Below are 24,414 nucleotides of genomic sequence, written 5' to 3' on the forward strand. Positions count from 1 at the left end.
CGCGGTGAGCGACGCGATCGGGGTGGCCGTTCTGGGCCACGGCAACGTCGGTAGCGAGGTGGTGCGCATCATCGAGCGCAGCGCGGCCGACCTGACCGCGCGCATCGGCGCGCCGTTGGAGGTCCGCGGCATCGGCGTGCGCCGCGTCGCCGACGATCGTGGGGTGCCCGTCGACCTTCTCACCGACGACATCGACGGCCTGGTCTCGCGCGACGACATCGACATCGTCGTCGAGCTCATGGGCCCGGTGGAACCGGCGCGCAAGGCCATCCTGGCGGCACTGGAGCAGGGCAAGTCCGTCGTCACCGCCAACAAAGCGCTGATGGCGGTCGCGGCAGGCGAACTGGCCCAGGCCGCCGAGAACGCGCACGTGGACCTGTATTTCGAGGCTGCCGTGGCCGGGGCGATCCCGGTGATCCGTCCGCTGACCCAGTCGCTGGCCGGCGACACGGTGCTCCGGGTGGCCGGCATCGTCAACGGCACCACGAACTACATCCTGTCCGCGATGGACAGCACGGGCGCCGATTACGGCAGCGCCCTGGCCGACGCCGGCGCGCTCGGCTACGCCGAAGCCGACCCCACCGCCGACGTCGAGGGATACGACGCAGCGGCCAAGGCGGCCATCCTCGCCTCGATTGCCTTCCACACCCGGGTCACCGCCGACGACGTGTACCGCGAGGGAATCACGAAGGTCAGCGCCGCCGACTTCGCCTCGGCGCGCGCGCTCGGCTGCACGATCAAGCTGCTGGCGATCTGCGAGCGGCTCACCGATGACGATGGGCAGCAGCGGGTTTCGGCCCGTGTCTATCCCGCGCTCGTGCCGTTGACCCATCCGCTCGCGTCGGTCAACGGGGCCTTCAATGCAGTGGTGGTGGAAGCCGAGGCCGCCGGCCGGCTGATGTTCTACGGGCAGGGCGCCGGCGGTGCTCCCACCGCGTCGGCCGTGCTGGGTGACGTCGTGATGGCCGCACGCAACCGCGTGCAGGGCGGGCGTGGGCCCCGAGAGTCCAAGTACGCCAAGCTGCCGGTGGCGCCGATCGGCGACATCGCGACCCGCTACTACGTCAACATGAACGTCACCGACCGCCCGGGCGTGCTGTCGGCCGTCGCCGCCGAGTTCTCCAAGCGCGAGGTCAGCATCGCCGAGGTGCGTCAGGAAGGCATGGTCGACGAGGGCGGAACGCGCTGCGGCGCCCGCATCGTCGTGGTCACCCACCGGGCAACCGATGCCGCATTATCGGAAACCGTTGCCGCACTGGCTGATCTGGAAGTCGTGTCCAGCATCAACAGCGTGTTGCGGATGGAAGGGACTGCAGAGTGAACACCACCCGTGCCGTACACCAGCCCTGGCCCGGACTGATCGAGGCCTACCGCGAACGGTTGCCCATCGACGACTCGTGGACGCCGATCACGTTGCGAGAGGGCGGCACTCCGCTGCTGCCGGCCCCGCGGCTGTCCGACTACACCGGCTGCACCGTGCATCTCAAGGTGGAGGGTCTCAACCCCACCGGATCGTTCAAGGATCGTGGCATGACGATGGCCGTCACCGAGGCGGTCGCGCGCGGTCAGCAGGCGGTCCTCTGCGCGTCCACGGGCAACACGTCGGCCTCGGCCGCGGCCTACGCCGCCCGCGCCGGCATCACCTGCGCAGTGCTCGTGCCGCAGGGCAAGATCGCGATGGGCAAGCTCGCGCAGGCAGTCATGCACGGCGCGAAGATCATTCAGATCGACGGTAACTTCGACGACTGCCTCGAGCTGGCGCGCAAACTCACCGCCGACTTCCCAACGGTGTCGCTGGTGAACTCGGTGAACCCGTTCCGCATCGAAGGCCAGAAGACCGCCGCGTTCGAGATCGTCGACGCGCTCGGTGACGCACCCGATGTGCATGCGCTCCCGGTCGGTAACGCCGGGAACATCACCGCGTACTGGAAGGGCTACACCGAATACCACCGTGACGGCCTGGCCGCGCGCCTGCCCCGCATGCTCGGCACGCAGGCAGCCGGTGCCGCGCCGCTGGTGTCCGGCGAACCCGTCAGCGACCCCGAGACCATCGCGACCGCGATCCGGATCGGCTCGCCTGCGTCGTGGACGCAGGCGGTCGAAGCCCAACAGCAGTCCGACGGCAAGTTCCTCGCAGCCACCGACGAGGAAATCCTCGCGGCCTACCACCTGGTGGCGCGCACCGAGGGTGTCTTCGTCGAGCCGGCGTCGGCGGCCAGCATCGCCGGCCTGCTGAAGTCCATCGAGGACGGCTGGGTGGCCAAGGGGTCCACGGTGGTGTGCACCGTGACCGGGAACGGCCTCAAGGATCCCGATACGGCGCTCAAGGGCATGCCCGCGGTGATCCCCGTCCCGGTCGATCCGGTCGCCGTCGTCGCCAAGCTCGGCCTGGTCTGAGACGACGTGTCCGCGACCCGTACCCTGCCCCCGGGTTTGACCGCGACCGCAGTGGTGGCGGCCTCGAGCGCCAACCTGGGCCCCGGTTTCGACAGCATGGGCATCGCGCTCGGCATCTACGACGAAATCGTGGTCGAGACAACAGAATCGGGCCTCGTGGTCGAGGTGCGGGGCGAAGGCGAGGGGCAAGTGCCTCTCGATGCGTCACATCTGGTGGTGCGGGCCATCCAACGCGGGTTGCAGGAGACGAACGTCTCGGCGCCGGGGCTGATCGTCCGCTGCCGCAACACCATTCCCCACTCGCGCGGTCTCGGTTCGTCGGCGGCTGCCGTCGTCGGCGGGCTGGCTGCTGCCAACGGCCTTGCCGCACAGGCGGGTTCGAGTCCGATGTGTACCGAGGCCCTGGTGCAGGCCTCCTCGGAGTTCGAAGGGCATCCCGACAACGCCTCTGCTGCAGTGCTGGGTGGCGCAGTGGTGTCGTGGACCGAGGGCGCCGGGGGAGCGCCTCGCTACTCCGCTGCGCCGATCCGGCTGCATCCGGACATCGTGCTGTTCAGTGCGATCCCTGCCGTGCGCTCGTCCACCGCGGAGACCCGAATCCTGCTCCCGGACCAGGTCAGCCACACCGATGCCCGCTTCAACCTGAGTCGGGCGGCGCTGTTGGTCGTGGCGCTGACCGAGCGGCCCGATCTGCTGATGGCTGCGACCGAGGACGTGCTGCACCAGCCGCAACGGGCCCCTGCGCTACCGGCGTCCGCGGAATACCTCGACGTCCTGCGTCGTTGTGGCATACCAGCAGTGCTGTCGGGCGCCGGGCCCGCAGTGCTCGCCTTCGGTAACCACGCCGAACACCATGCCGAACTGCCCGCCGAGGCGGTGCAACGCGGTCGGGAACTCGGGTTCACCGTCGTGAAGACCCCGGTCGGACACGGGGTGACCTGGTCGGCCGGTGTCGCCGCGCGGTCCTGATCGCCGGCACCGCCGCAGTCACACACGCACCAGATGAATCACGGCGATTCTTGCTTCCGGCTCCGAAGCGGGTTATTCTCGCAGTCGTCCAGCAATCGCAGGCATTTCGCCCTGCGTCGACTGCAGACCTCAGGACAACCCAAACTCTTCACTTGCTCAACTCGTGGACCGGCGGTTGTGTCGTATCCCGGCGGACCCGTGGATCACCGATGCTGTGGCAGCGGTGTGACCTCAGCGTTCAGCGGATTGGACTGAGCGCACAGACCCCTCGCGAGACGAAGATCAGCGAGGGAAGAAAGGAAATCCGTGACCGATACGGACCTCATCACGGCTGACTCCAGCGCTGACAACGGCGCGTCTCCTGCCGTGACCACCGACGCTCCCGCTGCATCCGCGGCGCCCGCGCGCCGCGGCGCGCTGACCAGCATGGTGCTGCCCGAGCTGCGCACGCTGGCCAAAGAGATCGGCGTCGAAGGCGCCTCCGGGATGCGCAAGAGCGAACTGATCGCCGCCATCCGTGAGCGCCGCGGCGACACCAACGGCAAGTCTGCCGAATCCGCACCCGCAGCCGAGGCACCCGCAGCCGAGGCCTCCGCGCCGGCCGATGCGGCGCCGCCGCAGCGCCGCGAGCGCCGATCCGCGTCCCGCGGGCAGGGTGAAGCCAAGACCACTGACCAGCCCGAGAGCCAGGACGCCCCGCGTGCAGAGGCCGCCCCGGCGCCCACCGAGGCCCCGGAGCGCAAGCCCGAGCAGGAGCGCGGTCAGGACAGCCAGGACACCACACGTGACGCGGCGGAGAAGTCCGACCGCGACGGCCGCACCCAGAACGATGGTCGCAACCAGAACGAGGGCGGCACCCGTCAGAACGAGGGCCGCAACCAGAACGAGAGCGGCAACCGGCAGAACGACGGTGGTCGTCAGAACGACAACCGCAACCAGAACGACCGCAGCCAGAACGACCGCAACCAGAACGATGGTGGCAACCGGCAGCAGAACCAGCAGAACGACCGCAACCAGGGCAATCGCAACCAGGACAACCGCAACTCCGACAACGACAACGACGACGACGGTGACGGCCGGCAGGGCCGGCGGGGCCGCCGATTCCGTGATCGTCGCCGCCGCGAACGCGGTGGTGAGGGTGGCGGCGGCGGTGCGGACCGCGACACCGAACTGCGCGAAGACGACGTCGTCCAGCCGGTCGCCGGCATTCTCGACGTCCTCGACAACTACGCGTTCGTGCGGACCTCCGGCTACCTGGCGGGGCCCAATGACGTCTACGTGTCGATGAACATGGTCCGCAAGAACGGGCTGCGCCGCGGTGACGCGGTGACCGGTGCCGTGCGGGTGCCCAAGGAGGGCGACGGCGGAGGGCAGAACTCCCGCCAGAAGTTCAATCCGCTGGTGCGCCTGGACTCCGTCAACGGCAAGCCCGTCGAGGAGGCCCGCAAGCGGCCCGAGTTCACCAAGCTCACGCCGCTCTACCCGAACCAGCGGCTGCGCCTGGAGACCAGCGGAGACAAGCTGACCACGCGCGTCATCGACCTGATCATGCCGATCGGCAAGGGCCAGCGCGCCCTGATCGTCTCGCCGCCCAAGGCCGGTAAGACCACGATCATGCAGGACATCGCCAACGCGATCACCCGCAACAATCCCGAGTGCCACCTGATGGTCGTGCTGGTCGACGAACGGCCCGAAGAGGTCACCGACATGCAGCGCTCGGTCAAGGGAGAGGTCATCGCCTCGACCTTCGACCGTCCGCCGTCAGACCACACGCAGGCTGCCGAGCTCGCGATCGAGCGGGCGAAGCGCCTCGTGGAGCAGGGCAAGGACGTCGTCGTGCTGCTGGACTCCATCACCCGGCTGGGCCGCGCCTACAACAACGCCTCGCCCGCGTCCGGTCGCATCCTCTCCGGTGGTGTCGACTCGACCGCGCTGTACCCGCCGAAGCGGTTCCTCGGTGCGGCGCGCAACATCGAAGAGGGTGGCTCGCTGACCATCATCGCCACGGCGATGGTCGAGACCGGTTCCACCGGTGACACGGTGATCTTCGAGGAATTTAAGGGCACCGGTAACGCCGAGCTCAAGCTCGACCGCAAGATCGCCGAGCGCCGGGTGTTCCCCGCGGTGGACGTCAACCCGTCCGGTACCCGCAAGGACGAGCTGCTGCTCTCGCCCGACGAGTTCGCGATCGTGCACAAGCTGCGCCGCGTGCTCTCCGGGCTGGACCCGCACCAGGCCATCGACCTGCTGATGAGCCAGCTGCGCAAGACCAAGAACAACTACGAGTTCCTGGTCCAGGTCTCGAAGAACACCCCCGGCGGCAACGGCGACGACTGACCCGTCAGCGGTAGGGGTCGGTGATCTCGCGTAGCGAGATCAAGGCCGCGCGCAGCGCCTCGAAGGACCGTGCCCCGAGGCGCTCGCGCCACCGCTGCTCGACCCGGGCGACCTCGTCGGCTGCCAGGCGGCACAGTGCGTCGCCCTTGTCGGTGAGCGTCACCAGGCGTGCCCGTGCGTCACGCGGGTCGGGCCTGCGGTCCACGTAGCCCGCACGTTCCAGTTGATCGACGAGCGCGCCGGCGGTCTGTTTGGTGATCCGGGCCTGATCGGCCAGGTCGGTCAGACGCGTGCCTTCCGGGCTCAGGCGCTGGAGCAATCGCGACTGCGCGAGCGTCACATCGGTGATTCCCGCCGTGGCCAGCGCGGCCATCACCCGCGTTTCGACGTCGCGGTGCGCGATGAACATCAGCGTTGCCGTACTCGGGTCGTCCGCCATGATCGTTGACTTTAGTACGAGTATCTGACTATTTTCGTCAGGGTAACTGACTAAATGGGGAGGGTCTCGTGGAGGATGCAGCCGTGTGGCGACACATCGCCGCCCAGCGTCGTGAGCTCGCCGACCTCGTCGAGGCTCTGGACGCCGACCAGCCGGGGTGCTGGGAGACGCCGTCCCTGTGCGCCGGGTGGTCGGTCCGTCACGTGGCCGCTCATCTCACCCACGGCACCCTGCCCGTGCCGCGCATGCTGTTCGAGGCCGCACGCAGCGGCTTTCGCTTCAACGCTGTGGTCGATCGCATGGCTCGCACAGACCGGCGCAGCCCGGCGGAGATCGCCGCCGCGCTACGGGCCGACGCCGAATCGCGACGGCACCCGCCCGGAACCTCGGCGGTGGAGCCGCTGATCGACCTGCTCGTCCATGGCCAGGACCTGTGCGTTCCTCTCGGCGTCGATCGAGCGATGCCCGACGACGCCGCCGTCGCGGCCGCGCAGCGCGTCTGGCAGATGGGTTTCCCGTTCCAGGCGCGTCGGCGTCTCGCCGGAGTGCGGCTCGTCGCCACCGATGTCGACTTCGAGGTGGGGGAGGGCAGCCGCACACACCACGCGCCGATCCGCGAGCTCCTGATGCAGATGACGGGCAGGCCGCCGGCCGCCGCGTGACTCAGGGCGCCGGCTCGGCCCGCAGTCCCGCGACGATGTAGCGCCGGGCGTGGCGCAGAACCGACGCGTGGTCATCGAGGTCGCAGTGCTCGCCCGGCACCGTCGCCAGGCTGACGACGATCCGCGCGATCCACTCGGCGGCCTCCGCACAATCGGTGGCCGGATGGATCTCCCCGGCGTCCACCGCGGCCTCCAGATACGGCTTCCAGAACGCGGCGATCTCCGGGATCAGGCCGCGTACGCCCAGTCCGGCGCAGGCGGTGAACGCTTCGGGCTCCTGCTGACGCAGTTTCAGCACCAACGCACCCGGGGCCTCCGACTCCCGCCGCGCGAGCGCCACACCGACGGCGATGCGCTCGTCGAGCCCGTCGACCGCATCGAGTCGGGACTTCGACTCGCTCCAGAACGCCTCGTTCAGCCGGACGATCGCGGCTCCGAGCAGCTCGGCCTTGTCCGGGAAGTGCCGATACAGCCAGCCCCGACTCACGCCGGCCACCTCGGCGACCTCTGACACCGTCGTCGCGCGAATGCCCTTGGCGGTCAAGCACTGCTCGGCGGCGTCGATGAGGCGATCTCGCACCGACCGGCCACGGGCGGTCTGCGGATCGGTCACAGAATCTGCCCCGGTGTCCACGCTCACCGCCCTATCTTCGCAAATGGTCGACGCGCCGTTGGTACGCTGCGCCGGCCGGTCGAGTAGACACCGACGGGAAAGTGTTCACCACCGCGAAGGACGTGCCGATGGCCGAGACCGTGCAGCAGCTGCTGCGGGAACGACGCGACGACGACGGACTCGCGGTGACCCGAGACGGGCAGCGCTGGACGTGGCGTCAGCACCTCGCAGATGCGGAGGCGCAGGCGGCTGCTCTCATCGGCCTGGCCGATCCGACGCGGCCCCTGCATGTGGGCGTGCTGCTCGGCAACACCCCCGAGATGCTGACCGCGCTGGCCGCCGCGGGATTGGGCGGCTACGTGCTGTGCGGGATCAACGACACCCGCCGCGGCGAGGCGCTGGGCCGCGACATCCGCCGCGCCGATGTGCAGATCCTGCTCACCGACGAGGCGCACGCCGGCCTCCTCGACGGTCTGGACCTGGCGGACGTCCGCGTGCTGACGATCGGCAGTGCCGAATGGAAACAGGTCATCGCCGGTGCGCCACCACTGGTGCCGCACCGCGAGGTCGGCGCCACCGACACGTTCATGCTGATCTTCACGTCCGGGACCAGTGGCGACCCCAAGGCCGTGAAGATGATGCACGCAATGGTGGTGCTGGCCGGTGCCGCACTGAGCGGGCGGTTCGAGCTCACCCCCGCCGACGTCTGCTACCTGTCGATGCCGCTGTTCCACAGCAACGGCATCCTCGCCGGCTGGTCGGTCGCGCTGAACTCCGGAGCGGCGATGGTGCCCGCGCCGTTCAGCGCGTCGCGGTTCCTCGACGACGTGCGCCGTCACGGCGTCACGTACATGAACTACGTCGGTAAGCCACTGGCGTACCTGCTGGCGCGGGCAGAACAACCCGACGATGCCGACAACCCGTTGCGCATCGCCTTCGGGAACGAGGCGAGCGATCGGGACATCGCCGAATTCGCCCGCCGGTTCGGCTGCCAGGTCTGGGACGGCTTCGGTTCGACCGAGAACGCGGTCACCGTCACTCGGGAGGACGGCTGTCCGCCCGGGTCGATCGGCAAGGGGTTCCCGGGCGTCGCCATCTACGACCCGGAGACGCTGACCGAGTGCGCCGTCGCCGAGTTCGACGAGCACGGGGCATTGCGCAACGGCGACGCCGCCATCGGGGAGCTCGTCAACACCGAGGGGCCGGGAATGTTCGCCGGCTACTACAACGACCAGGACGCCACCGACGAGCGCATGCGCCACGGCATGTTCTGGTCCGGCGACCTCGCCTACCGCGACGCCGCCGGCTGGATCTACCTCGCCGGGCGCACCGCCGACTGGATGCGGGTGGACGGAGAGAACATGACCGCCGCGCCGATCGAGCGGATCCTCGGTCGCCTGCCCGCGATCAGCCAGGTCGCGGTCTATCCCGTTCCCGACGAGCTCGTCGGCGACCAGGTGATGGCCGCGCTCGTGTTGGCAGACGGCGCGACGCTGACACCCGAGGACTTCGGCGCCTTCCTCGCGGCACAGCCGGATCTGTCGCCGAAGGCCTGGCCGCGCCACGTCTGGGTGGCCCCTGAACTGCCCGCGACGGCGACCAACAAAGTGCTCAAGCGGGAACTCGTCGCGATGGGGGTCGAACCCGCGGGTCGAGTGCTCTGGCGTCGGGACGGTCGGGCGTACTCCGAGGTGACGGAATAGGGGGCGTACTGCGCACGTTTAGGCTCTTGGCGGTTGACCTGGCATAATTTGGGCCAGCCTTCCGGCCTCCGGCCGGGTGCCTACACCTCGGTTCCGGTTCACGCCGAAACTTCCCGACACGGGAGGGGCGACCCGGGGCCCACGATCGAAGAGGAAACCATGAAATCAGGCGTCCACCCGGACTATGTCGACACCACGGTGCTGTGTGGTTGCGGTGCCAGCTTCACCACCCGCAGCACGAAGAAGAGCGGCAACATCACCGTCGAGGTCTGCTCGCAGTGCCACCCGTTCTACACCGGCAAGCAGAAGATCCTGGACAGCGGCGGCCGCGTCGCCCGCTTCGAGAAGCGGTACGGCAAGCGGACCAAGGCTGCTGACGCTTCGGCGGCCTCTGCCGACAAATAGCTGACACAACGGCGCCCGCTCTGTCGCACTCTGCGCAGGCCGGGCGCCGTTTCATGACTGGGGTAGACCAACCGGTTCGGACGAAGGAGGCGAGATGAGCGACACCGCGACGGCGGTCGACGCCATCCTGGCCGAGCATGCTGAACTCGAGCAGCGCCTCTCCGAACCCGAGTTGCACGCCGATCCGGCCATGGCCCGCAAGGTGGGGCGCCGGTTCTCTCAGATCTCCCCGATCGTGGCCACCTATCGCAAACTCGAGGCTGCGCGCGGAGATCTGGAGACCGCCCGGGAGCTCGCCGCCGATGACTCGTCATTCGCCGGCGAAGTCGATGAGCTGGCGGAAACGGTGGAGCGGCTCGAGACCGCACTGTCCGACCTACTGGCTCCGCGCGATCCGCACGATGCCGACGACATCGTGCTCGAGGTCAAGTCCGGCGAGGGCGGCGAGGAGTCCGCGCTGTTCGCCGCCGATCTGGCCCGGATGTACATCCGGTATGCCGAGCGGCATGGCTGGACCGTCACGATGCTCGACGAGACCGCCTCCGACCTCGGCGGCTACAAGGACGCGACACTGTCCATCCGCAGCAAGGGCGATTCCGCCGACGGCGTGTGGTCACGGTTGAAGTTCGAGGGTGGCGTGCACCGCGTGCAGCGGGTGCCCGTCACCGAGTCCCAAGGTCGTGTGCACACCTCGGCGGCCGGTGTTCTGGTGTATCCGGAACCCGAAGAGGTGGAGCAGGTTCAGATCGACGAATCAGACCTGCGCGTCGACGTCTACCGTTCCTCGGGCAAGGGCGGCCAGGGCGTCAACACCACCGACTCCGCCGTGCGCATCACCCACCTGCCCACCGGCATTGTCGTCACGTGCCAGAACGAACGCTCGCAGCTGCAGAACAAGGCGCGGGCGATGCAGGTGCTCGCCGCGCGGCTGCAGTCGCTGGCCGAGGAGCAGGCGCAGGCCGACGCATCCGCCGACCGGGCCAGCCAGATCCGCACCGTCGACCGCAGTGAGCGCATCCGCACCTACAACTTCCCCGAGAACCGGATCGCCGATCACCGGATCAACTTCAAGGCCCACAACCTCGACCAGGTGCTCGACGGCGATCTCGACCCGCTCTTCGACGCGCTGGCCGCGGCCGACCGGCAGGCGAAGCTGCAGAGCGCGTCGTGAGTGTGGCCGGTGGCCCCGTGACGATGCGCCTGTTGATCGACGATGCCGCGGAGCAGTTGGCAGCCGCCGGGGTCGCATCGCCGAGGGTCGACGCCGAGTTGCTGGCCGCGCACGTTGCCGGTACCGAGCGGGGACTGCTCGGATTCACCGTTCCGGACACCGACTTCGGGGAACGTTTCGCCGCGTTGGTCGCACGTCGCGCCCAGCGCGTGCCGTTGCAGCACCTGACGGGCACCGCCGCCTTCGGCCCCGTGTCGGTGCACGTCGGGCCCGGGGTCTTCGTGCCCCGTCCGGAGACCGAGGCGCTGCTGGAATGGGCGCTGGCTCAGCCGCTGCCCGCCGAGCCGCTGATCGTCGACCTGTGCACCGGTTCGGGCGCGCTGGCGCTGGCGTTGGCGAGCGGCTGCGCGCGCGCCCGGGTGATCGCGGTCGACGATTCGTCCGATGCTCTCCGCTACGCCCGCCGTAACGCCGCAGGCACCCCGGTGGAGGTGCTGTGCGCCGATGTCACCGCGCCCGGTCTGCTGGCCGAACTCGACGGCACCGTCGATCTGCTGGTGGCGAATCCGCCCTACATCCCGACCGGCGCGCAGCTGGAACCTGAAGTGGCGCAGTATGATCCGTCACGTGCGCTGTTCGGCGGACCGGACGGAATGGCTGTGATCGACCGCATTGTCGACGCCGCCGCCCGCCTCCTGCGGCCGGGCGGCTCGTGTGCCGTGGAACACGACGACACCACCTCGGCGCGCACCGTGGACGCGTTCACCCGCGCCGGACGGTTCACCGACGTGACGGCTCGACACGACCTCACCGGGCGGCCACGCTTCGTGACGGCCGTGCGCGCGGAGTGAGAGGCTGGTCTTTGTGAGCGAGATGTTCGACTGCGGCGATCCCGAGCAGCGGGAGGCCGGGATCGCGTCAGCCATCAGCGCGCTCAAGGGTGGCCGCCTGGTGGTGATGCCCACCGACACCGTCTACGGCATCGGGGCTGACGCGTTCGACAGTGCCGCCGTGGCCGCGTTGCTCGCCGCCAAGGGGCGGGGCCGTGACATGCCGGTCCCCGTGCTGGTCGGCTCCTGGCACACCATCGACGGGCTCGTGTACTCGGTACCGCAGAGCGCGAAAGAACTGATCCGGGCGTTCTGGCCGGGCGCGTTGAGTCTGGTGGTCCGCCAGGCACCGTCGCTGCAGTGGGATCTCGGCGATGCCAACGGCACCGTCATGTTGCGCATGCCGCTGCACCCCGTGGCGATCGAACTGCTTCGCGAAGTCGGACCCATGGCCGTGTCGAGCGCGAACATCTCGGGCCGGCCCGCGTCCGTCACGGCGCAGCAGGCCCGTGAGCAACTCGGCGATCTGGTCGAGGTCTACCTCGACGGCGGACCGGCCGAGCAGCAGGCCGCGTCGACCATCGTCGACCTCACCGGGGCGCATCCCCGCGTCCTGCGCCAAGGTCCGGTCTCGGCCGACGCGGTGGCCGGCGTGCTGGGCGTCGAGGCCGCCACGCTGACGGCGCTCCCGGACTGATCATGACGACCACCCTGCTGGCACTGACCGACCGCGGAGCAGGGGTGCCGCTGCGTGAACTGGCACTGGTGGGTCTGACCGCTGCGATCATCACCTACCTCGCGACCGGCTGGGTGCGCGTGCTGGCCACCCGATGGGGCGCGGTCGCCTATCCCCGCGAACGTGACGTGCACATGCAGCCCACGCCGCGGATGGGCGGACTCGCGATGTACGCGGGAGTGGTGTTCGCGGTCCTTCTCGCGTCCCAGCTGCCGGCGCTGACCCGCGGCTTCGTGTACTCCTCCGGCCTGCCGGCCGTGGTGGTGGCGGGCGGCCTGATCATGGTGGTCGGACTCATCGACGACCGCTGGGGACTCGACGCGTTGACCAAGTTCGCCGGTCAGATCACGGCGGCGAGCGTGATGGTCACCATGGGCGTGGCGTGGAGCGTGCTCTACATCCCGATCGGCGGGGTCGGCACCATCGTGCTCGACCAGGTCGCATCCATTCTGCTCACGCTCGCGCTGACCGTTGCGATCGTCAACGCGATGAATTTCGTCGACGGCCTCGACGGGCTGGCCGCCGGCCTCGGATTGATCACCGCGTCGGCGATCTGCATCTTCTCCATCGGGCTGCTCCACGACCACGGCGGCGACGTGCTGTTCTATCCGCCCGCGGTGATCTCGGTCGTGCTGGCCGGGGCGTGCCTGGGCTTCCTGCCGCACAACTTCCACAAGGCCCGGATCTTCATGGGTGACTCCGGGTCGATGCTGATCGGCTTGATGCTCGCGGCCGCCTCCACCACTGCGGCGGGACCGATCTCGCAGACGGCCTACGGCGCCCGCGACGTGTTCGCCCTGCTGTCGCCGTTCCTGCTCGTGGTCGCGGTGATGTTCGTGCCTGCTCTGGACATGCTGTTGGCGATCATCCGGCGGACCCGCGCGGGACTGAGTCCCTTCAGCCCGGACAAGATGCACCTGCATCACCGTCTGCTCGAGATCGGTCATTCGCACCGCCGGGTGGTCCTGCTCATCTACGTCTGGGTGGGCATCGTCGCGCTGGGGGCGGCGAGCACGATCTTCTTCGATCCGCGGCACACCGCCGCGGTGATGGCAGGTGCCATCGTGGTGGCCGGGGTGGTGACACTGATTCCGTTGCTCAGGCGGCGCGACGCCGACGGCGAGGACGTGGTGGGAAGCGCTGCAGACCCGATATACGACAAAAAGTAGTAGGCCCCCTTTTTGGGCTCTCACCATGTGTTAGGGTTCAGTTAGAACCCGAAAAAACCTCGCGGGTTGCCGGCCTCCGAACCATTGGTTCCCAGATTCCTGGGTACCGATCGGGGCGGACACACGACCGACAGATCAACCGATTCAGGAGCTACCTCTTGGGTGATTCCCGCGCGCCCGTCGCCCTCCGATACGCTACGGACGCTCACAGGAATAACGAGACGACGCTCACACGACACGACCGCGGGATTGAGGTGACGCAGTGACGACGCCAGCGCAGGACGCGCCGTTGGTGTTCCCGTCCGTGGCTTTCCGGCCGGTTCGTCTGCTCGTGATCTGCGCGGCCGTCTCCGGGCTCATCACCGTCGCCGCGGCCCTGGTCGGCTACCCGCTGTTCGGTGCGTTCTTCGCGATCGGCATGGCGCTGGGCCTGACCAACGCGCTGATGGTGCGCCGCGCGGTCGAGTCCATCACCGCCGACGACCATCCGCTCAAGAAGAAGATGGCGCTGAACTCGGCGTCCCGGCTGCTGGCGATCACCGTCGTCGGGCTCACCATTGCGTTCGTCTTTCGCCCGATGGGCCTCGGCGTGCTGTTCGGTCTGGCACTGTTCCAGGTGGTTCTCGTCATGAGCACCTCCCTGCCCGTTCTCAAGAAGCTGCGCGCCGGTGACCCCGACACCCAAGCCGGCGCAGCGGCCCCCGCTGCTGACACCTCGACGCCCACCGACGGATAGCTTCAAGGACTGATACGTAGATGAACCAGAGCGTGCTCGCCCTCGAGGTCGGTCACCACATCGAGCAGAAGTGGTTCGGCCTGACGGTCAACGTGGACACCGTGCTGTCGACCGCCATCGCCGGCGTCATCGTGATCGCGCTGGCGTTCTTCCTGCGCGCCAAGGTCACCTCGACCGGCGTCCCCGGCGGAGTGCAGCTGTTCTTCGAGGCGATCACCATCCAGATGCGCAACCAGGTGGAGAGCGCGATCGGGATGCGCATCGCGCCCTTCGTACTGCCGCTGGCCGTGGCGCTGTTCTGCTTCATCCTGTTCGCCAACTGGCTGTCGGTGCTGCCCGTGCAGTACACCGATTCCGAGGGCGTCACCACCGAACTGATCAAGCCGCCGGCCTCGGACATCAACTTCGTGCTGGCGCTGGCCCTGTTCGTGTTCCTCTGTTACCACGCAGCGGGCGTGTGGCGCCGCGGCGTCATCGGCCACCCCATCAAGGTCGCCAAGGGCCACGTCGCCTTCCTCGCGCCGATCAACATCGTCGAAGAGATCGCCAAGCCGATCTCGCTGTCACTGCGACTCTTCGGCAACATCTTCGCCGGCGGCATCATGGTCGGACTGATCGCGTTGTTCCCGGCCTGGATCTTGTGGCTGCCCAACGCCATCTGGAAATCGTTCGACCTGTTCATCGGCCTCATCCAGGCGTTCATCTTCGCTCTGCTGACGATCCTGTACTTCGGACAGTCGATGGAGCTCGACCACGACGACCACGACACCGGACACGACTCCAAGGAAGAGTCCGACCACGCCAAGCAGGGCGCGGCCGCGGCTCACTGAGACCAGCAGTACCCGTTAGACCCAACAGAACCTGGCGACAACCGACAGCCAGTTATCAAGGAGGATAAGTAATGGATCCCACTATCGCTGCAGGCGCGCTCATCGGCGGTGGTCTGATCATGGCCGGCGGCGCGATCGGCGCAGGCATCGGTGACGGCATCGCCGGTAACGCCCTGATCTCGGGCATCGCCCGGCAGCCGGAGGCACAGGGTCGGCTGTTCACCCCGTTCTTCATCACGGTCGGTCTGGTCGAGGCGGCCTACTTCATCAACCTGGCCTTCATGGCGCTGTTCGTGTTCGCCACCCCGGTCGGCGGCTAACTCGTCGTCATGGGTGATACCACCGCACGGGTCTTGGCAGCCGAAGAAGGAGGCGGGGGGACCAGTAACTTCCTGATCCCCAACGGCACCTTCTTCTTCGTCCTGCTCATCTTCCTGATCGTGCTCGGCGTGATCTGGAAATGGGTGGTGCCTCCGGTGAGCAAGGTGTTGGCCGAGCGCGAGGCGATGCTCGCCAAGACCGCTGCCGACAACCGGAAGGCCGCCGAGCTGACGGCGGCTGCCCAGGCGGATTACGAAGAGACCATGGCCAAGGCGCGCAGTGAGGCGGCGTCGATCCGCGACGAGGCCCGCGCAGAAGGTCGCCAGGTGGTCGACGAGGCCAGAACCGAGGCCGGTAACGAGGTGTCGGAGAAGCTGCAGTCGGCCAACGCCGAACTGGAGCGCAACGCGGCGTCGACCAACGAGGAGTTGCAGTCGTCGGTCGACGGTCTGTCGGCCACCCTGGCCAGTCGCATCCTCGGCGTCGACGTCAACGGCACTGCGAGCGAGAGGCGCTGATGTCCACCTTCATCGGACAGCTGGTCGGATTCGTGATCATCGTGGCGATCATCGTCAAATGGGTGGTCCCGCCGGTGCGCAAGCTGATGAACACCCAGCAGGAAGCGGTGCGCGCCGCGCTCATGGAGAGCAAGGCCGCCGCCGACAAGCTGGCGAATGCCGACGCCGAACACGCCAAGGCCGTCGAAGAAGCAAAGAGCCGCGGTGAGAAGCTGACGGAGGAGGCCCGCGCCGACTCGTCACGGATTGCCGAGCACCTGCGCGAACAAGCGGGCACCGAAGCCGAGCGCATCAAAGCGCAAGGCGATCAACAGGTCTCGCTGTTGCGGCAGCAGACCATCCGTGAGCTGCGCCAGCAGCTGGGGTTGGAATCGGTGGCCAAGGCCGAGCAGATCATCCGCGACCAGCTCGCCGACAACGAGGCGCAGGCTGCCTCGGTGGACCGCTTCCTCGACGAGCTCGACGACATGGCACCGTCGCCGGCGGTCCTCGAGGCCGGTGCCCCGCTCACACTGCGCGCCGCCAGCCGCGAGGCGCTCGCCGAGGTCGTCAAGAAGTTCGAGTCGGTCGCCGACGGCGCCGATGCGGACGCGCTGACGACGCTCGCCGAGGAGCTGACCTCGGTTGCCGCGCTCCTGACCGAGGAGCACGCGCTCAACACCCACCTCGCCGAGCCGACCGACGACTCGGCCGCCAAGGAGCGTCTGGTCGAGCGGCTGTTCGGCGACAAGCTCAGTGCAACAACGGTTGATCTGCTCAAAACCGCTGTGGCGCAGCGCTGGTCGACCGACGGCAACCTCGTGGATGCCCTCGAGCACGTCGCCCGACTCGCGCTGCTGGTCCGCTCGGAGCGCGACGAGCAGAGCGAAGAGGTCGAGGAGCAGCTGTTCCGTGTGGGCCGTGTGCTCGACGCGGAGTCGCGGCTCAACCGGCTGCTGTCCGATCCGACGGTGCCGGCCGACAAGCGGATCGAGCTGCTGAACAAGGTCGTCGAAGCCGGCGGGGGAGTCAACGACACCACCGCGGCGCTGCTGGCTCAGACCGTGCGGTTGCTCCGCGGCGATCTCGCCGACGCAGCAGTCGCCGACCTGGCCGAGTTGGCGGTGTCCCGCCGCGGCGAGGCGGTCGCGCAGGTGACGGCCGCGACCGAGATCAGCGACGCGCAGCGCACCCGTCTCACCGAGGTGCTGAGCCGCATCTACGGCACCGAGGTGTCGGTGCAGCTCGAGATCGACCCCGACATCCTCGGAGGTCTGCTCATCACCGTCGGCGAAGAGGTCATCGACGGATCCATCTCCTCCCGGTTGGCAGCGGCCCGCACGGGCCTGCCGGACTGACCGGCCCAGCACTCCCAGCAACGAAACACGAAGGCAGGAAGACGAACCCATGGCAGAGTTGACAATCTCGGCTTCTGACATCGAGGGCGCGATCGAGGACTACGTCTCCTCCTTCGCCGCCGACTCCGACCGTGAAGAGATCGGCACGGTCGTCGACGCGGGTGACGGCATCGCCCACGTCGAGGGCCTGCCCTCGGTCATGACCCAGGAGCTGCTCGAGTTCCCCGGCGGCGTGCTCGGTGTCGCGCTGAACCTCGACGAGCACACCGTCGGCGCCGTGATCCTCGGCGAGTTCGGAAAGATCGAAGAAGGCCAGCAGGTCAAGCGCACCGGCGAGGTGCTGTCCGTGCCCGTCGGCGACAAGTTCCTGGGCCGCGTCATCAACCCGCTGGGCGAGCCGATCGACGGCCAGGGCGACATCGAGGCCGACGGCCGTCGCGCCCTCGAGCTGCAGGCGCCGTCGGTGGTGCAGCGCCAGGGCGTGTCCGAGCCGCTGCAGACCGGTATCAAAGCCATCGACAGCCAGACCCCGATCGGCCGTGGCCAGCGCCAGCTCATCATCGGTGACCGCAAGACCGGTAAGACTGCGGTCGCGGTCGACACGATCCTCAACCAGCGTGAGGCCTGGGAGACCGGCGACCCGAGCAAGCAGGTGCGCTGCGTCTACGTCGCGATCGGCCAGAAGGGCACCACGATCGCCTCGGTGAAGCGGGCCCTCGAAGAGGGTGGCGCGATGGAGTACACCACCATCGTCGCCGCGCCCGCGTCCGATGCCGCCGGCTTCAAATGGCTTGCGCCGTACACCGGTTCGGCCATCGGCCAGCACTGGATGTACGACGGCAAGCACGTGCTGATCGTGTTCGACGATCTGTCGAAGCAGGCCGACGCCTACCGCGCGATCTCGCTGCTGCTGCGCCGCCCGCCGGGCCGCGAGGCGTTCCCCGGCGACGTGTTCTACCTGCACTCGCGGTTGCTCGAGCGCTGCGCGAAGCTGTCCGACGAGCTCGGCGGCGGCTCGATGACCGGTCTGCCGATCATCGAGACCAAGGCCAACGACATCTCGGCGTTCATCCCCACCAACGTCATCTCGATCACCGACGGCCAGTGCTTCCTGGAGTCCGACCTGTTCAACCAGGGTGTGCGCCCGGCCATCAACGTCGGTGTGTCGGTGTCGCGCGTCGGTGGCGCCGCCCAGATCAAGGCGATGAAGGAGGTGGCGGGCTCGCTGCGTCTGGAGCTGTCGCAGTACCGCGAGCTCGAGTCCTTCGCCGCCTTCGCCTCTGACCTGGACGCCGCGTCCAAGGCCCAGCTGGACCGCGGCGCGCGCCTGGTCGAGCTGCTCAAGCAGCCGCAGTACACGCCGTACCCCGTCGAGGACCAGGTCATCGCGATCTTCCTCGGCACCGGCGGGCACCTCGACTCGGTTCCGGTCGAAGACGTCGCGCGCTTCGAGTCCGAGCTGCTCGAGCACATCAAGGGCTCGCACAGCGAGATCCTCGACAACATCCGGGAGAGCAAGAAGTTCCCGGAAGAGGAGCAGGACAAGGTCTCCGACATCATCAACGAGTTCAAGAAGGGCTTCTCCGCCACGGACGGAAGCTCGGTCGCGGTCGACGACAAGACCGAGGCGATGGACGAAGAAGACGTCGAGAAAGAGTCCGTCAAGGTCCGCAAGCCGGCCAAGAAGTAAGACCGACAACGACGTTGGACCGAAAGGGTCTGGAGAGCTAGATGGCTGCAACACTGCGCGAGCTTCGGGGGCGTATCCGTTCCGCCGGGTCGATCAAGAAGATCACCAAGGCCCAGGAACTGATCGCGACCTCGCGAATCTCGAAGGCGCAGGCCCGAGTCGAGGCGGCTCGGCCCTACAGCACCGAGATCACCAACATGCTGACCGAGCTGGCCAGCGCCAGCGCGCTGGATCATCCGCTGCTCGTCGAGCGGGAGAACCGTCGCCGGGCCGGTGTGCTGGTGGTGTCCTCGGACCGCGGCTTGTGCGGGGCGTACAACGCCAACGTGCTGCGGCAGTCCGAGGAGCTCTTCGCCCTGCTGCGTGAGGAGGGCAAGGACCCCGTGCTCTACGTCGTCGGGCGTAAGGCGTTGGGCTACTTCAACTTCCGCCAGCGCGATGTCGTCGAGTCCTGGACCGGGTTCTCCGAGCGACCCGACTACGAGAACGCCAAGGAGATCGCCGAGACCCTGGTGTCGGCGTTCATGGCGGGAGCCGACGACGACGGTGACGATGCCGGCGCAGACGGCGTGCTCGGCGTCGACGAACTCCACATCGTGTTCACCGAGTTCAAGTCGATGCTCTCGCAGAGCGCGGCGGCGCGCCGGATCGCCCCGATGGTCGTCGAGTACGTCGAAGACGACCGTCCCGAGGACGGTCCGCGCACCTTGTTCACGTTCGAGCCCAACGCTGAAACGCTGTTCGACGCACTGCTGCCGCGCTACGTGGCCACCCGCGTCTACGCCGCGTTGCTCGAGGCGGCGGCCTCGGAGTCGGCGTCACGCCGACGGGCCATGAAGTCGGCCACCGACAACGCCGACGATCTGATCAAGTCCCTCACGCTGGCGGCCAACCGCGAGCGGCAGGCACAGATCACCCAGGAAATCAGCGAGATCGTCGGCGGCGCCAACGCGCTGGCCGACGCCAAATGACCTCCAGCAGCATCGGTTAGGAAGCGAAGAAAAATGAGCGCACCCGCAGAAGAGAAGTCCAAGGAAAGCACCAAGGAGACCACCGGTCGGGTGGTTCGCATCACCGGTCCGGTCGTGGACGTGGAGTTCCCCCGCGGTGCCGTGCCCGAGCTGTTCAACGCGCTGCACGCCGACATCTCCTACAAGGAGCTGTCGAAGACGCTGACGCTGGAGGTCGCGCAGCACCTCGGTGACAACCTGGTGCGCACCATCTCGATGCAGCCGACCGACGGTCTCGTCCGCGGCGTCGAGGTGACCGACACCGGTACCTCGATCTCGGTGCCCGTCGGCGACGGCGTCAAGGGTCACGTGTTCAACGCCCTCGGCGACTGCCTCGACGAGCCCGGCTACGGCAAGGATTTCGAGCACTGGTCGATCCACCGCAAGCCGCCGGCCTTCTCCGAGCTCGAACCGCGTACCGAGATGCTCGAGACGGGCCTCAAGGTCGTCGACCTGCTCACCCCCTACGTGCGTGGTGGCAAGATCGCCCTGTTCGGCGGTGCCGGCGTGGGCAAGACCGTGCTCATCCAGGAGATGATCAACCGCATCGCCCGCAATTTCGGTGGCACCTCCGTGTTCGCCGGTGTGGGTGAGCGGACCCGCGAGGGCAACGACCTGTGGGTCGAGCTCGAGGACGCCAACGTGCTCAAGGACACCGCGTTGGTGTTCGGTCAGATGGATGAGCCGCCGGGCACGCGTATGCGTGTGGCCCTGTCGGCGCTGACCATGGCCGAGTACTTCCGCGACGAGCAGGGCCAGGACGTGCTGCTGTTCATCGACAACATCTTCCGGTTCACCCAGGCCGGTTCCGAGGTGTCGACGCTGCTGGGCCGTATGCCGTCCGCGGTGGGCTACCAGCCGACGCTGGCCGACGAGATGGGTGAGCTGCAGGAGCGCATCACCTCGACCCGAGGCAAGTCCATCACCTCGATGCAGGCCGTGTACGTGCCCGCCGACGACTACACCGACCCGGCGCCCGCGACCACGTTCGCGCACCTCGATGCGACCACCGAGCTCTCTCGTACGGTCTTCTCGAAGGGCATCTTCCCGGCCGTGGATCCGCTGGCGTCGAGCTCGACGATCCTCGACCCGGCCGTCGTGGGTGACGAGCACTACCGCGTGGCGCAGGAAGTCATCCGAATCCTGCAGCGCTACAAGGACCTTCAGGACATCATCGCCATCCTCGGTATCGACGAGCTCGCCGAAGAGGACAAGCAGCTGGTGAACCGGGCGCGTCGTATCGAGCGCTTCCTGAGCCAGAACATGATGGCGGCCGAGCAGTTCACCGGTCAGCCGGGCTCCACGGTGCCGCTCAAAGAGACCATCGAGGCGTTCGACAAGCTCACCAAGGGCGACTTCGATCACCTGCCCGAGCAGGCGTTCTTCCTGATCGGCGGTCTCGACGACCTGGCGAAGAAGGCCGAAAGCCTCGGCGCGAAGTTGTGATGACGCGAGTGACTGTTCCGGGAAAGGTGGTGTGACATGGCGGAGATGAACGTCGAGATCGTCGCCGTCGAGCGTGAACTGTGGAAGGGCGAGGCGTCCTTCCTGTTCACTCGCACCACCGCCGGGGAGATCGGCATCCTGCCGCGGCACATCCCACTCGTCGCGCAGCTCGTCGACGACGCGATGGTGCGCGTCGAGCGGGACGGCGAGGACGATCTGCGGATCGCGGTCGACGGCGGATTCCTGTCCGTGACGGAAGAGACCGTCCGGATTCTGGTCGAGAACGCGCAGTTCGAGTCCGAGATCAACAGCGACGAGGCCAAGCAGGATTCCGAGTCCGACGACGAGCGGACGGCGGCATGGGGCAGGGCGCGGCTGCGCGCCCTCGGCCAGCTGGACTGACCGGCGATGAGCGCGTCCATGCTGTTCATGGTCGCGCTGGTCAGCGTGCTTCTGCTGGCCGTCATCGCGTTGAGCTACCGGTTGTGGAAGCTGCGTCAGGTGGGCGGCACCGCGGCGATCCTGCGTGATGTGCCTGCGGTGGGTGGCCACGGCTGGCGGCACGGTGTGATGCGGTACCGCGGTGGCGAAGCGCAGTTCTACCGACTGTCCAGCCTGCGGTGGTGGCCCGATCGCACGCTCAGCCGTCGCGGCTTGGAGGTCGTGTCGCGACGTTCGCCGCGCGGCGACGAGTTCGACATCATGACCGATGAGATCGTCGTCCTGGAATTGCGCGACGTCATGCCCGACCGCGGCCGGGGATACGAGATCGCCCTCGATCGCGGTGCACTGACCGCGTTCACGTCATGGGTCGAGTCGCGACCCTCGCCGCGGGCCCGCCGACGCAGCTACTGAGCGCCACCGCCGGGACGCCAGAGCACGTCACCTTCCGGGTTGGCCACTCGCGACAAGATGAACAGCAGGTCGGACAGTCGGTTCAGATACTTGGCCGGGAGCACGCTGATGGAGTCACCGTGGGTGTCGACAGCCAGCCAGGCTGATCTCTCGGCGCGGCGCGCCACCGTGCGTGCGACATGCAGGAGAGCTGAGAGCGCGGTGCCGCCGGGCAGCACGAACGAATCGAGCGCCGGAAGGGGTTCGTTGAACTCGTCGCACCACTTCTCGAGGCGATCGATGTAGCTCTGCTGGATGCGCAGCGGCGGGTACTGGGGGTCCTCGACCACGGGCGTGGACAGGTCGGCACCGGCATCGAACAGGTCGTTCTGGATGCGGCGGAGTACCTCGAGAACGTGCTCGTCCGGGTGCCCGAGCGCTATCGCGACACCGATGGCAGCGTTTGTCTCGTCACAATCGGCATACGCCACCAGGCGCGGGTCGTTCTTGGCCACCCGGCTGAAATCGCTCAGGCCTGTGGTCCCGTCGTCGCCGGTCCGGGTGTAGATCCGCGTCAGATGCACCGCCATGCCCAAACCGTACGGGACGCGTGTCAGGGCGCGTTCGCGGAGACTGACATGGGTCATCGCGCTGTTTAGACTGACCGCGTGGGTGAGCGTTTCGTGGTGACCGGCGGCAGCCGGTTGGCAGGCGAAGTGGCCGTCGGAGGCGCCAAGAACAGCGTCTTGAAGCTGATGGCCGCGTCGTTGCTGGCAGAAGGCACCAGCACCATCACGAACTGTCCCGACATCCTCGACGTGCCGCTGATGGCCGAGGTGCTCCGCGGGCTCGGAGCGACCGTCGATCTCGACGGCGACGTCGTCCGTATCACCTCACCGGATGAGCCGAAGTACGACGCTGATTTCGCCGCGGTGCGCCAGTTCCGCGCGTCGGTGTGCGTCCTCGGGCCCCTGGTCGGTAGATGCAAGCGAGCGAAGGTGGCACTGCCCGGCGGTGACGCGATCGGATCCCGCCCGCTGGACATGCACCAGGCGGGTTTGCGCCAACTCGGGGCGCGCTGCACGATCGAGCACGGCTGTGTGGTCGCCGAAGCAGACCACCTGCACGGCGCCGAGATCCAGCTGGAGTTCCCGTCCGTCGGCGCCACCGAGAACATCCTGATGGCGGCGGTACTCGCCGACGGTGTCACGACGATCCACAACGCCGCACGCGAGCCCGACGTCGTGGACCTGTGCACGATGCTGAATCAGATGGGCGCGGAGATCGCGGGGGCCGGGTCATCGACGCTGACGATCACCGGCGTCGACCGGCTCTATCCCACCGAGCACCGCGTCATCGGCGATCGAATCGTGGCCGCGACGTGGGGGATAGCCGCAGCGATGACGCGCGGGGACATCTCGGTGACGGGGATCGATCCCGCGCATCTGCAACTCGTGCTCCACAAGCTGCACGATGCCGGGGCGACCGTGACGCAGTCCGACGACGGCTTCCGGGTGGTGCAGTACGAACGGCCCAAGGCGGTGAACGTGGCCACGCTGCCGTTCCCCGGCTTCCCGACGGATCTGCAACCGATGGCCATCGGGTTGGCCGCGATCGCCGACGGCACATCGATGATCACCGAGAACGTCTTCGAGGCGCGGTTCCGCTTCGTCGAAGAGATGATCCGGCTCGGTGCCGACGCACGCACCGACGGACACCACGCGGTGGTGCGGGGGATACCGCAACTGTCCAGCGCTCCGGTCTGGTCGTCGGACATCCGTGCCGGCGCCGGGCTGGTGTTGGCCGGACTCGTGGCCGATGGTGACACCGAGGTGCACGACGTGTTTCACATCGACCGCGGGTATCCGAAGTTCGTGGAAAATCTGGTCGGTCTGGGCGCGGAGATCGAGCGCGTCAGCTAGTCTCCGGCGCCCGTTTTGGCCTCTTGCGCTGGGGATTTGGGCGTCTGGCCGACAGCACGTAGTATTTCCTTCACAAGCCGATGACCCCGGTCGAAAGACCTGAGGCTGGAGCTTGACCGCCCTGATCACATGCAGTACAGTGGCAGGGTTGCCTGAAAACGGCATCTGTTGTTTGAGAACTCAATAGTGTGTTTGGTGGTTTTTGTTTGTTGTTTTTTTGTTGTGTCCCGGATTTTCCCGTTTGTGGGGCGCAATGTTTTTTGGATGCCAGTTTTTGGTGTCTTTTGTTTGTGATCGGATTTTTCTGATTCGAATTCTGCCCGGGTTTGGTCCTGGGGG

The 24,414-nt window shown here is 67.6% G+C and carries 26 protein-coding genes; 22 read left to right on the forward strand and 4 right to left on the reverse strand.

Translation table 11 applies throughout. The features are described from left to right. Positions 1 to 4 precede the first annotated feature (4 nt). The 4 genes from MHN84_RS25785 (at position 5) to rho (ending at position 5,703) form a co-directional block, all read left to right on the forward strand. Positions 5 to 1,321 (forward strand): homoserine dehydrogenase, encoded by a 1,317-nt coding sequence (locus MHN84_RS25785; protein ID WP_241207355.1) that lies wholly within the window; start codon positions 5 to 7, stop codon positions 1,319 to 1,321. Then, the gene (thrC, locus tag MHN84_RS25790) at positions 1,318 to 2,397 is read left to right on the forward strand and encodes a threonine synthase (protein ID WP_241207356.1); all 1,080 of its coding nucleotides are present in this window, start codon (positions 1,318 to 1,320) and stop codon (positions 2,395 to 2,397) included. The genes MHN84_RS25785 and thrC overlap by 4 nt, the downstream gene beginning before the upstream one ends. Positions 2,398 to 2,403: 6 nt before the next feature. Beyond that, positions 2,404 to 3,366 carry a homoserine kinase gene (gene thrB, locus MHN84_RS25795; RefSeq protein WP_241207357.1) on the forward strand — a complete coding sequence of 321 codons (963 nt, stop codon included), beginning with the start codon at positions 2,404 to 2,406 and terminating at the stop codon, positions 3,364 to 3,366. Positions 3,367 to 3,672: 306 nt separating this feature from the next. Continuing rightward, entirely contained in the window at positions 3,673 to 5,703 is a 2,031-nt protein-coding gene (gene rho / locus MHN84_RS25800; RefSeq protein ID WP_241207358.1) for a transcription termination factor Rho, read from the forward strand. A gap of 4 nt (positions 5,704 to 5,707) precedes the next feature. Here rho and MHN84_RS25805 read toward each other — a convergent pair whose 3' ends face one another. Then, positions 5,708 to 6,142 (reverse strand): MarR family winged helix-turn-helix transcriptional regulator, encoded by a 435-nt coding sequence (locus MHN84_RS25805; protein WP_241207359.1) that lies wholly within the window; start codon positions 6,140 to 6,142, stop codon positions 5,708 to 5,710. A 68-nt stretch (positions 6,143 to 6,210) separates the two neighbouring features. On the opposite strand from MHN84_RS25805, the gene MHN84_RS25810 reads away from it, so the two are divergent. Beyond that, positions 6,211 to 6,804, forward strand: coding sequence for a maleylpyruvate isomerase family mycothiol-dependent enzyme (locus MHN84_RS25810; protein ID WP_241207360.1), 594 nt, complete (start codon positions 6,211 to 6,213; stop codon positions 6,802 to 6,804). 1 nt (position 6,805) lies between these two features. On the opposite strand, the gene MHN84_RS25815 is transcribed toward MHN84_RS25810, so the two are convergent. After that, positions 6,806 to 7,417 (reverse strand): TetR/AcrR family transcriptional regulator, encoded by a 612-nt coding sequence (locus MHN84_RS25815; RefSeq protein WP_241207361.1) that lies wholly within the window; start codon positions 7,415 to 7,417, stop codon positions 6,806 to 6,808. Between the two features lie 128 nt (positions 7,418 to 7,545). On the opposite strand from MHN84_RS25815, the gene fadD1 reads away from it, so the two are divergent. The 16 genes from fadD1 (at position 7,546) to MHN84_RS25895 (ending at position 22,174) form a co-directional block, all read left to right on the forward strand. Beyond that, positions 7,546 to 9,120: a fatty-acid--CoA ligase FadD1 gene (gene fadD1, locus MHN84_RS25820; protein WP_241207362.1), complete on the forward strand. Its 1,575-nt coding sequence runs from the start codon at positions 7,546 to 7,548 to the stop codon at positions 9,118 to 9,120. Positions 9,121 to 9,279: 159 nt separating this feature from the next. After that, on the forward strand, positions 9,280 to 9,525 hold the full coding sequence (rpmE, locus tag MHN84_RS25825) for a 50S ribosomal protein L31 (protein ID WP_241207363.1): 246 nt from the start codon (positions 9,280 to 9,282) through the stop codon (positions 9,523 to 9,525). A 94-nt stretch (positions 9,526 to 9,619) separates the two neighbouring features. Further along, complete coding sequence (prfA, locus tag MHN84_RS25830; protein ID WP_241207364.1) at positions 9,620 to 10,696, forward strand: peptide chain release factor 1; 1,077 nt, start codon at positions 9,620 to 9,622, stop codon at positions 10,694 to 10,696. Between the two features lie 23 nt (positions 10,697 to 10,719). Next, complete coding sequence (gene prmC / locus MHN84_RS25835; protein WP_241207388.1) at positions 10,720 to 11,547, forward strand: peptide chain release factor N(5)-glutamine methyltransferase; 828 nt, start codon at positions 10,720 to 10,722, stop codon at positions 11,545 to 11,547. Between the two features lie 13 nt (positions 11,548 to 11,560). Further along, positions 11,561 to 12,223, forward strand: a complete 663-nt coding sequence (locus tag MHN84_RS25840; protein ID WP_241207365.1) for an L-threonylcarbamoyladenylate synthase — start codon at positions 11,561 to 11,563, stop codon at positions 12,221 to 12,223. Positions 12,224 to 12,225: 2 nt separating this feature from the next. After that, positions 12,226 to 13,431 (forward strand): undecaprenyl/decaprenyl-phosphate alpha-N-acetylglucosaminyl 1-phosphate transferase, encoded by a 1,206-nt coding sequence (locus MHN84_RS25845; protein ID WP_241207366.1) that lies wholly within the window; start codon positions 12,226 to 12,228, stop codon positions 13,429 to 13,431. 262 nt (positions 13,432 to 13,693) lie between these two features. After that, complete coding sequence (locus tag MHN84_RS25850) at positions 13,694 to 14,167, forward strand: ATP synthase subunit I (RefSeq protein ID WP_241207367.1); 474 nt, start codon at positions 13,694 to 13,696, stop codon at positions 14,165 to 14,167. 20 nt (positions 14,168 to 14,187) lie between these two features. Then, positions 14,188 to 14,997, forward strand: a complete 810-nt coding sequence (gene atpB, locus MHN84_RS25855) for a F0F1 ATP synthase subunit A (protein WP_241207368.1) — start codon at positions 14,188 to 14,190, stop codon at positions 14,995 to 14,997. Positions 14,998 to 15,068: 71 nt separating this feature from the next. Then, positions 15,069 to 15,317, forward strand: a complete 249-nt coding sequence (locus MHN84_RS25860) for a F0F1 ATP synthase subunit C (RefSeq protein ID WP_046361386.1) — start codon at positions 15,069 to 15,071, stop codon at positions 15,315 to 15,317. A gap of 9 nt (positions 15,318 to 15,326) precedes the next feature. Then, the gene (locus MHN84_RS25865; protein ID WP_241207369.1) at positions 15,327 to 15,836 is read left to right on the forward strand and encodes a F0F1 ATP synthase subunit B; all 510 of its coding nucleotides are present in this window, start codon (positions 15,327 to 15,329) and stop codon (positions 15,834 to 15,836) included. Beyond that, on the forward strand, positions 15,836 to 17,173 hold the full coding sequence (locus MHN84_RS25870) for a F0F1 ATP synthase subunit B/delta (RefSeq protein ID WP_241207370.1): 1,338 nt from the start codon (positions 15,836 to 15,838) through the stop codon (positions 17,171 to 17,173). The genes MHN84_RS25865 and MHN84_RS25870 overlap by 1 nt, the downstream gene beginning before the upstream one ends. A gap of 49 nt (positions 17,174 to 17,222) precedes the next feature. Beyond that, positions 17,223 to 18,863, forward strand: coding sequence for a F0F1 ATP synthase subunit alpha (gene atpA, locus MHN84_RS25875; protein ID WP_241207371.1), 1,641 nt, complete (start codon positions 17,223 to 17,225; stop codon positions 18,861 to 18,863). Positions 18,864 to 18,904: 41 nt separating this feature from the next. Next, positions 18,905 to 19,834 (forward strand): F0F1 ATP synthase subunit gamma, encoded by a 930-nt coding sequence (locus tag MHN84_RS25880; protein WP_241207372.1) that lies wholly within the window; start codon positions 18,905 to 18,907, stop codon positions 19,832 to 19,834. Positions 19,835 to 19,867: 33 nt separating this feature from the next. Continuing rightward, the gene (gene atpD, locus MHN84_RS25885; protein WP_241207373.1) at positions 19,868 to 21,319 is read left to right on the forward strand and encodes a F0F1 ATP synthase subunit beta; all 1,452 of its coding nucleotides are present in this window, start codon (positions 19,868 to 19,870) and stop codon (positions 21,317 to 21,319) included. A 36-nt stretch (positions 21,320 to 21,355) separates the two neighbouring features. Next, entirely contained in the window at positions 21,356 to 21,721 is a 366-nt protein-coding gene (locus MHN84_RS25890; RefSeq protein ID WP_241207374.1) for a F0F1 ATP synthase subunit epsilon, read from the forward strand. Positions 21,722 to 21,727: 6 nt separating this feature from the next. Continuing rightward, complete coding sequence (locus MHN84_RS25895) at positions 21,728 to 22,174, forward strand: DUF2550 domain-containing protein (RefSeq protein ID WP_241207375.1); 447 nt, start codon at positions 21,728 to 21,730, stop codon at positions 22,172 to 22,174. On the opposite strand, the gene MHN84_RS25900 is transcribed toward MHN84_RS25895, so the two are convergent. Continuing rightward, positions 22,168 to 22,743 (reverse strand): cob(I)yrinic acid a,c-diamide adenosyltransferase, encoded by a 576-nt coding sequence (locus tag MHN84_RS25900; protein ID WP_241207376.1) that lies wholly within the window; start codon positions 22,741 to 22,743, stop codon positions 22,168 to 22,170. The two genes, MHN84_RS25895 and MHN84_RS25900, sit on opposite strands and share 7 nt — an antisense overlap. Positions 22,744 to 22,821: 78 nt before the next feature. Here MHN84_RS25900 and murA point away from each other — a divergent pair, with 78 nt between their 5' ends. Then, on the forward strand, positions 22,822 to 24,075 hold the full coding sequence (gene murA, locus MHN84_RS25905) for a UDP-N-acetylglucosamine 1-carboxyvinyltransferase (protein WP_241207377.1): 1,254 nt from the start codon (positions 22,822 to 22,824) through the stop codon (positions 24,073 to 24,075). Between the two features lie 125 nt (positions 24,076 to 24,200). Here murA and MHN84_RS25910 read toward each other — a convergent pair. Further along, positions 24,201 to 24,414 (reverse strand): hypothetical protein (locus MHN84_RS25910; protein ID WP_241207378.1); only part of this gene is annotated, 214 nt, incomplete at its 5' end.

The sequence above is a fragment of the Mycobacterium sp. PSTR-4-N genome, assembly GCF_022348085.1.
GTDB lineage: Bacteria > Actinomycetota > Actinomycetes > Mycobacteriales > Mycobacteriaceae > Mycobacterium.

Bases quoted from the DNA above. Each gene is read 5' to 3' on its own strand.
- MHN84_RS25805 (WP_241207359.1), bottom strand. From the start codon at position 6,142: ATGGCGGACGACCCGAGTACGGCAACGCTGATGTTCATCGCGCACCGC.
- atpB (WP_241207368.1), top strand. From the start codon at position 14,188: ATGAACCAGAGCGTGCTCGCCCTCGAGGTCGGTCACCACATCGAGCAG.
- prfA (WP_241207364.1), top strand. From the start codon at position 9,620: ATGAGCGACACCGCGACGGCGGTCGACGCCATCCTGGCCGAGCATGCT.
- MHN84_RS25845 (WP_241207366.1), top strand. From the start codon at position 12,226: ATGACGACCACCCTGCTGGCACTGACCGACCGCGGAGCAGGGGTGCCG.
- MHN84_RS25895 (WP_241207375.1), top strand. From the start codon at position 21,728: ATGAGCGCGTCCATGCTGTTCATGGTCGCGCTGGTCAGCGTGCTTCTG.
- atpD (WP_241207373.1), top strand. From the start codon at position 19,868: ATGAGCGCACCCGCAGAAGAGAAGTCCAAGGAAAGCACCAAGGAGACC.
- MHN84_RS25890 (WP_241207374.1), top strand. From the start codon at position 21,356: ATGGCGGAGATGAACGTCGAGATCGTCGCCGTCGAGCGTGAACTGTGG.
- prmC (WP_241207388.1), top strand. From the start codon at position 10,720: ATGCGCCTGTTGATCGACGATGCCGCGGAGCAGTTGGCAGCCGCCGGG.
- MHN84_RS25870 (WP_241207370.1), top strand. From the start codon at position 15,836: ATGTCCACCTTCATCGGACAGCTGGTCGGATTCGTGATCATCGTGGCG.
- fadD1 (WP_241207362.1), top strand. From the start codon at position 7,546: ATGGCCGAGACCGTGCAGCAGCTGCTGCGGGAACGACGCGACGACGAC.
- MHN84_RS25900 (WP_241207376.1), bottom strand. From the start codon at position 22,743: ATGGCGGTGCATCTGACGCGGATCTACACCCGGACCGGCGACGACGGG.
- MHN84_RS25880 (WP_241207372.1), top strand. From the start codon at position 18,905: ATGGCTGCAACACTGCGCGAGCTTCGGGGGCGTATCCGTTCCGCCGGG.
- MHN84_RS25860 (WP_046361386.1), top strand. From the start codon at position 15,069: ATGGATCCCACTATCGCTGCAGGCGCGCTCATCGGCGGTGGTCTGATC.
- rpmE (WP_241207363.1), top strand. From the start codon at position 9,280: ATGAAATCAGGCGTCCACCCGGACTATGTCGACACCACGGTGCTGTGT.
- atpA (WP_241207371.1), top strand. From the start codon at position 17,223: ATGGCAGAGTTGACAATCTCGGCTTCTGACATCGAGGGCGCGATCGAG.
- MHN84_RS25865 (WP_241207369.1), top strand. From the start codon at position 15,327: ATGGGTGATACCACCGCACGGGTCTTGGCAGCCGAAGAAGGAGGCGGG.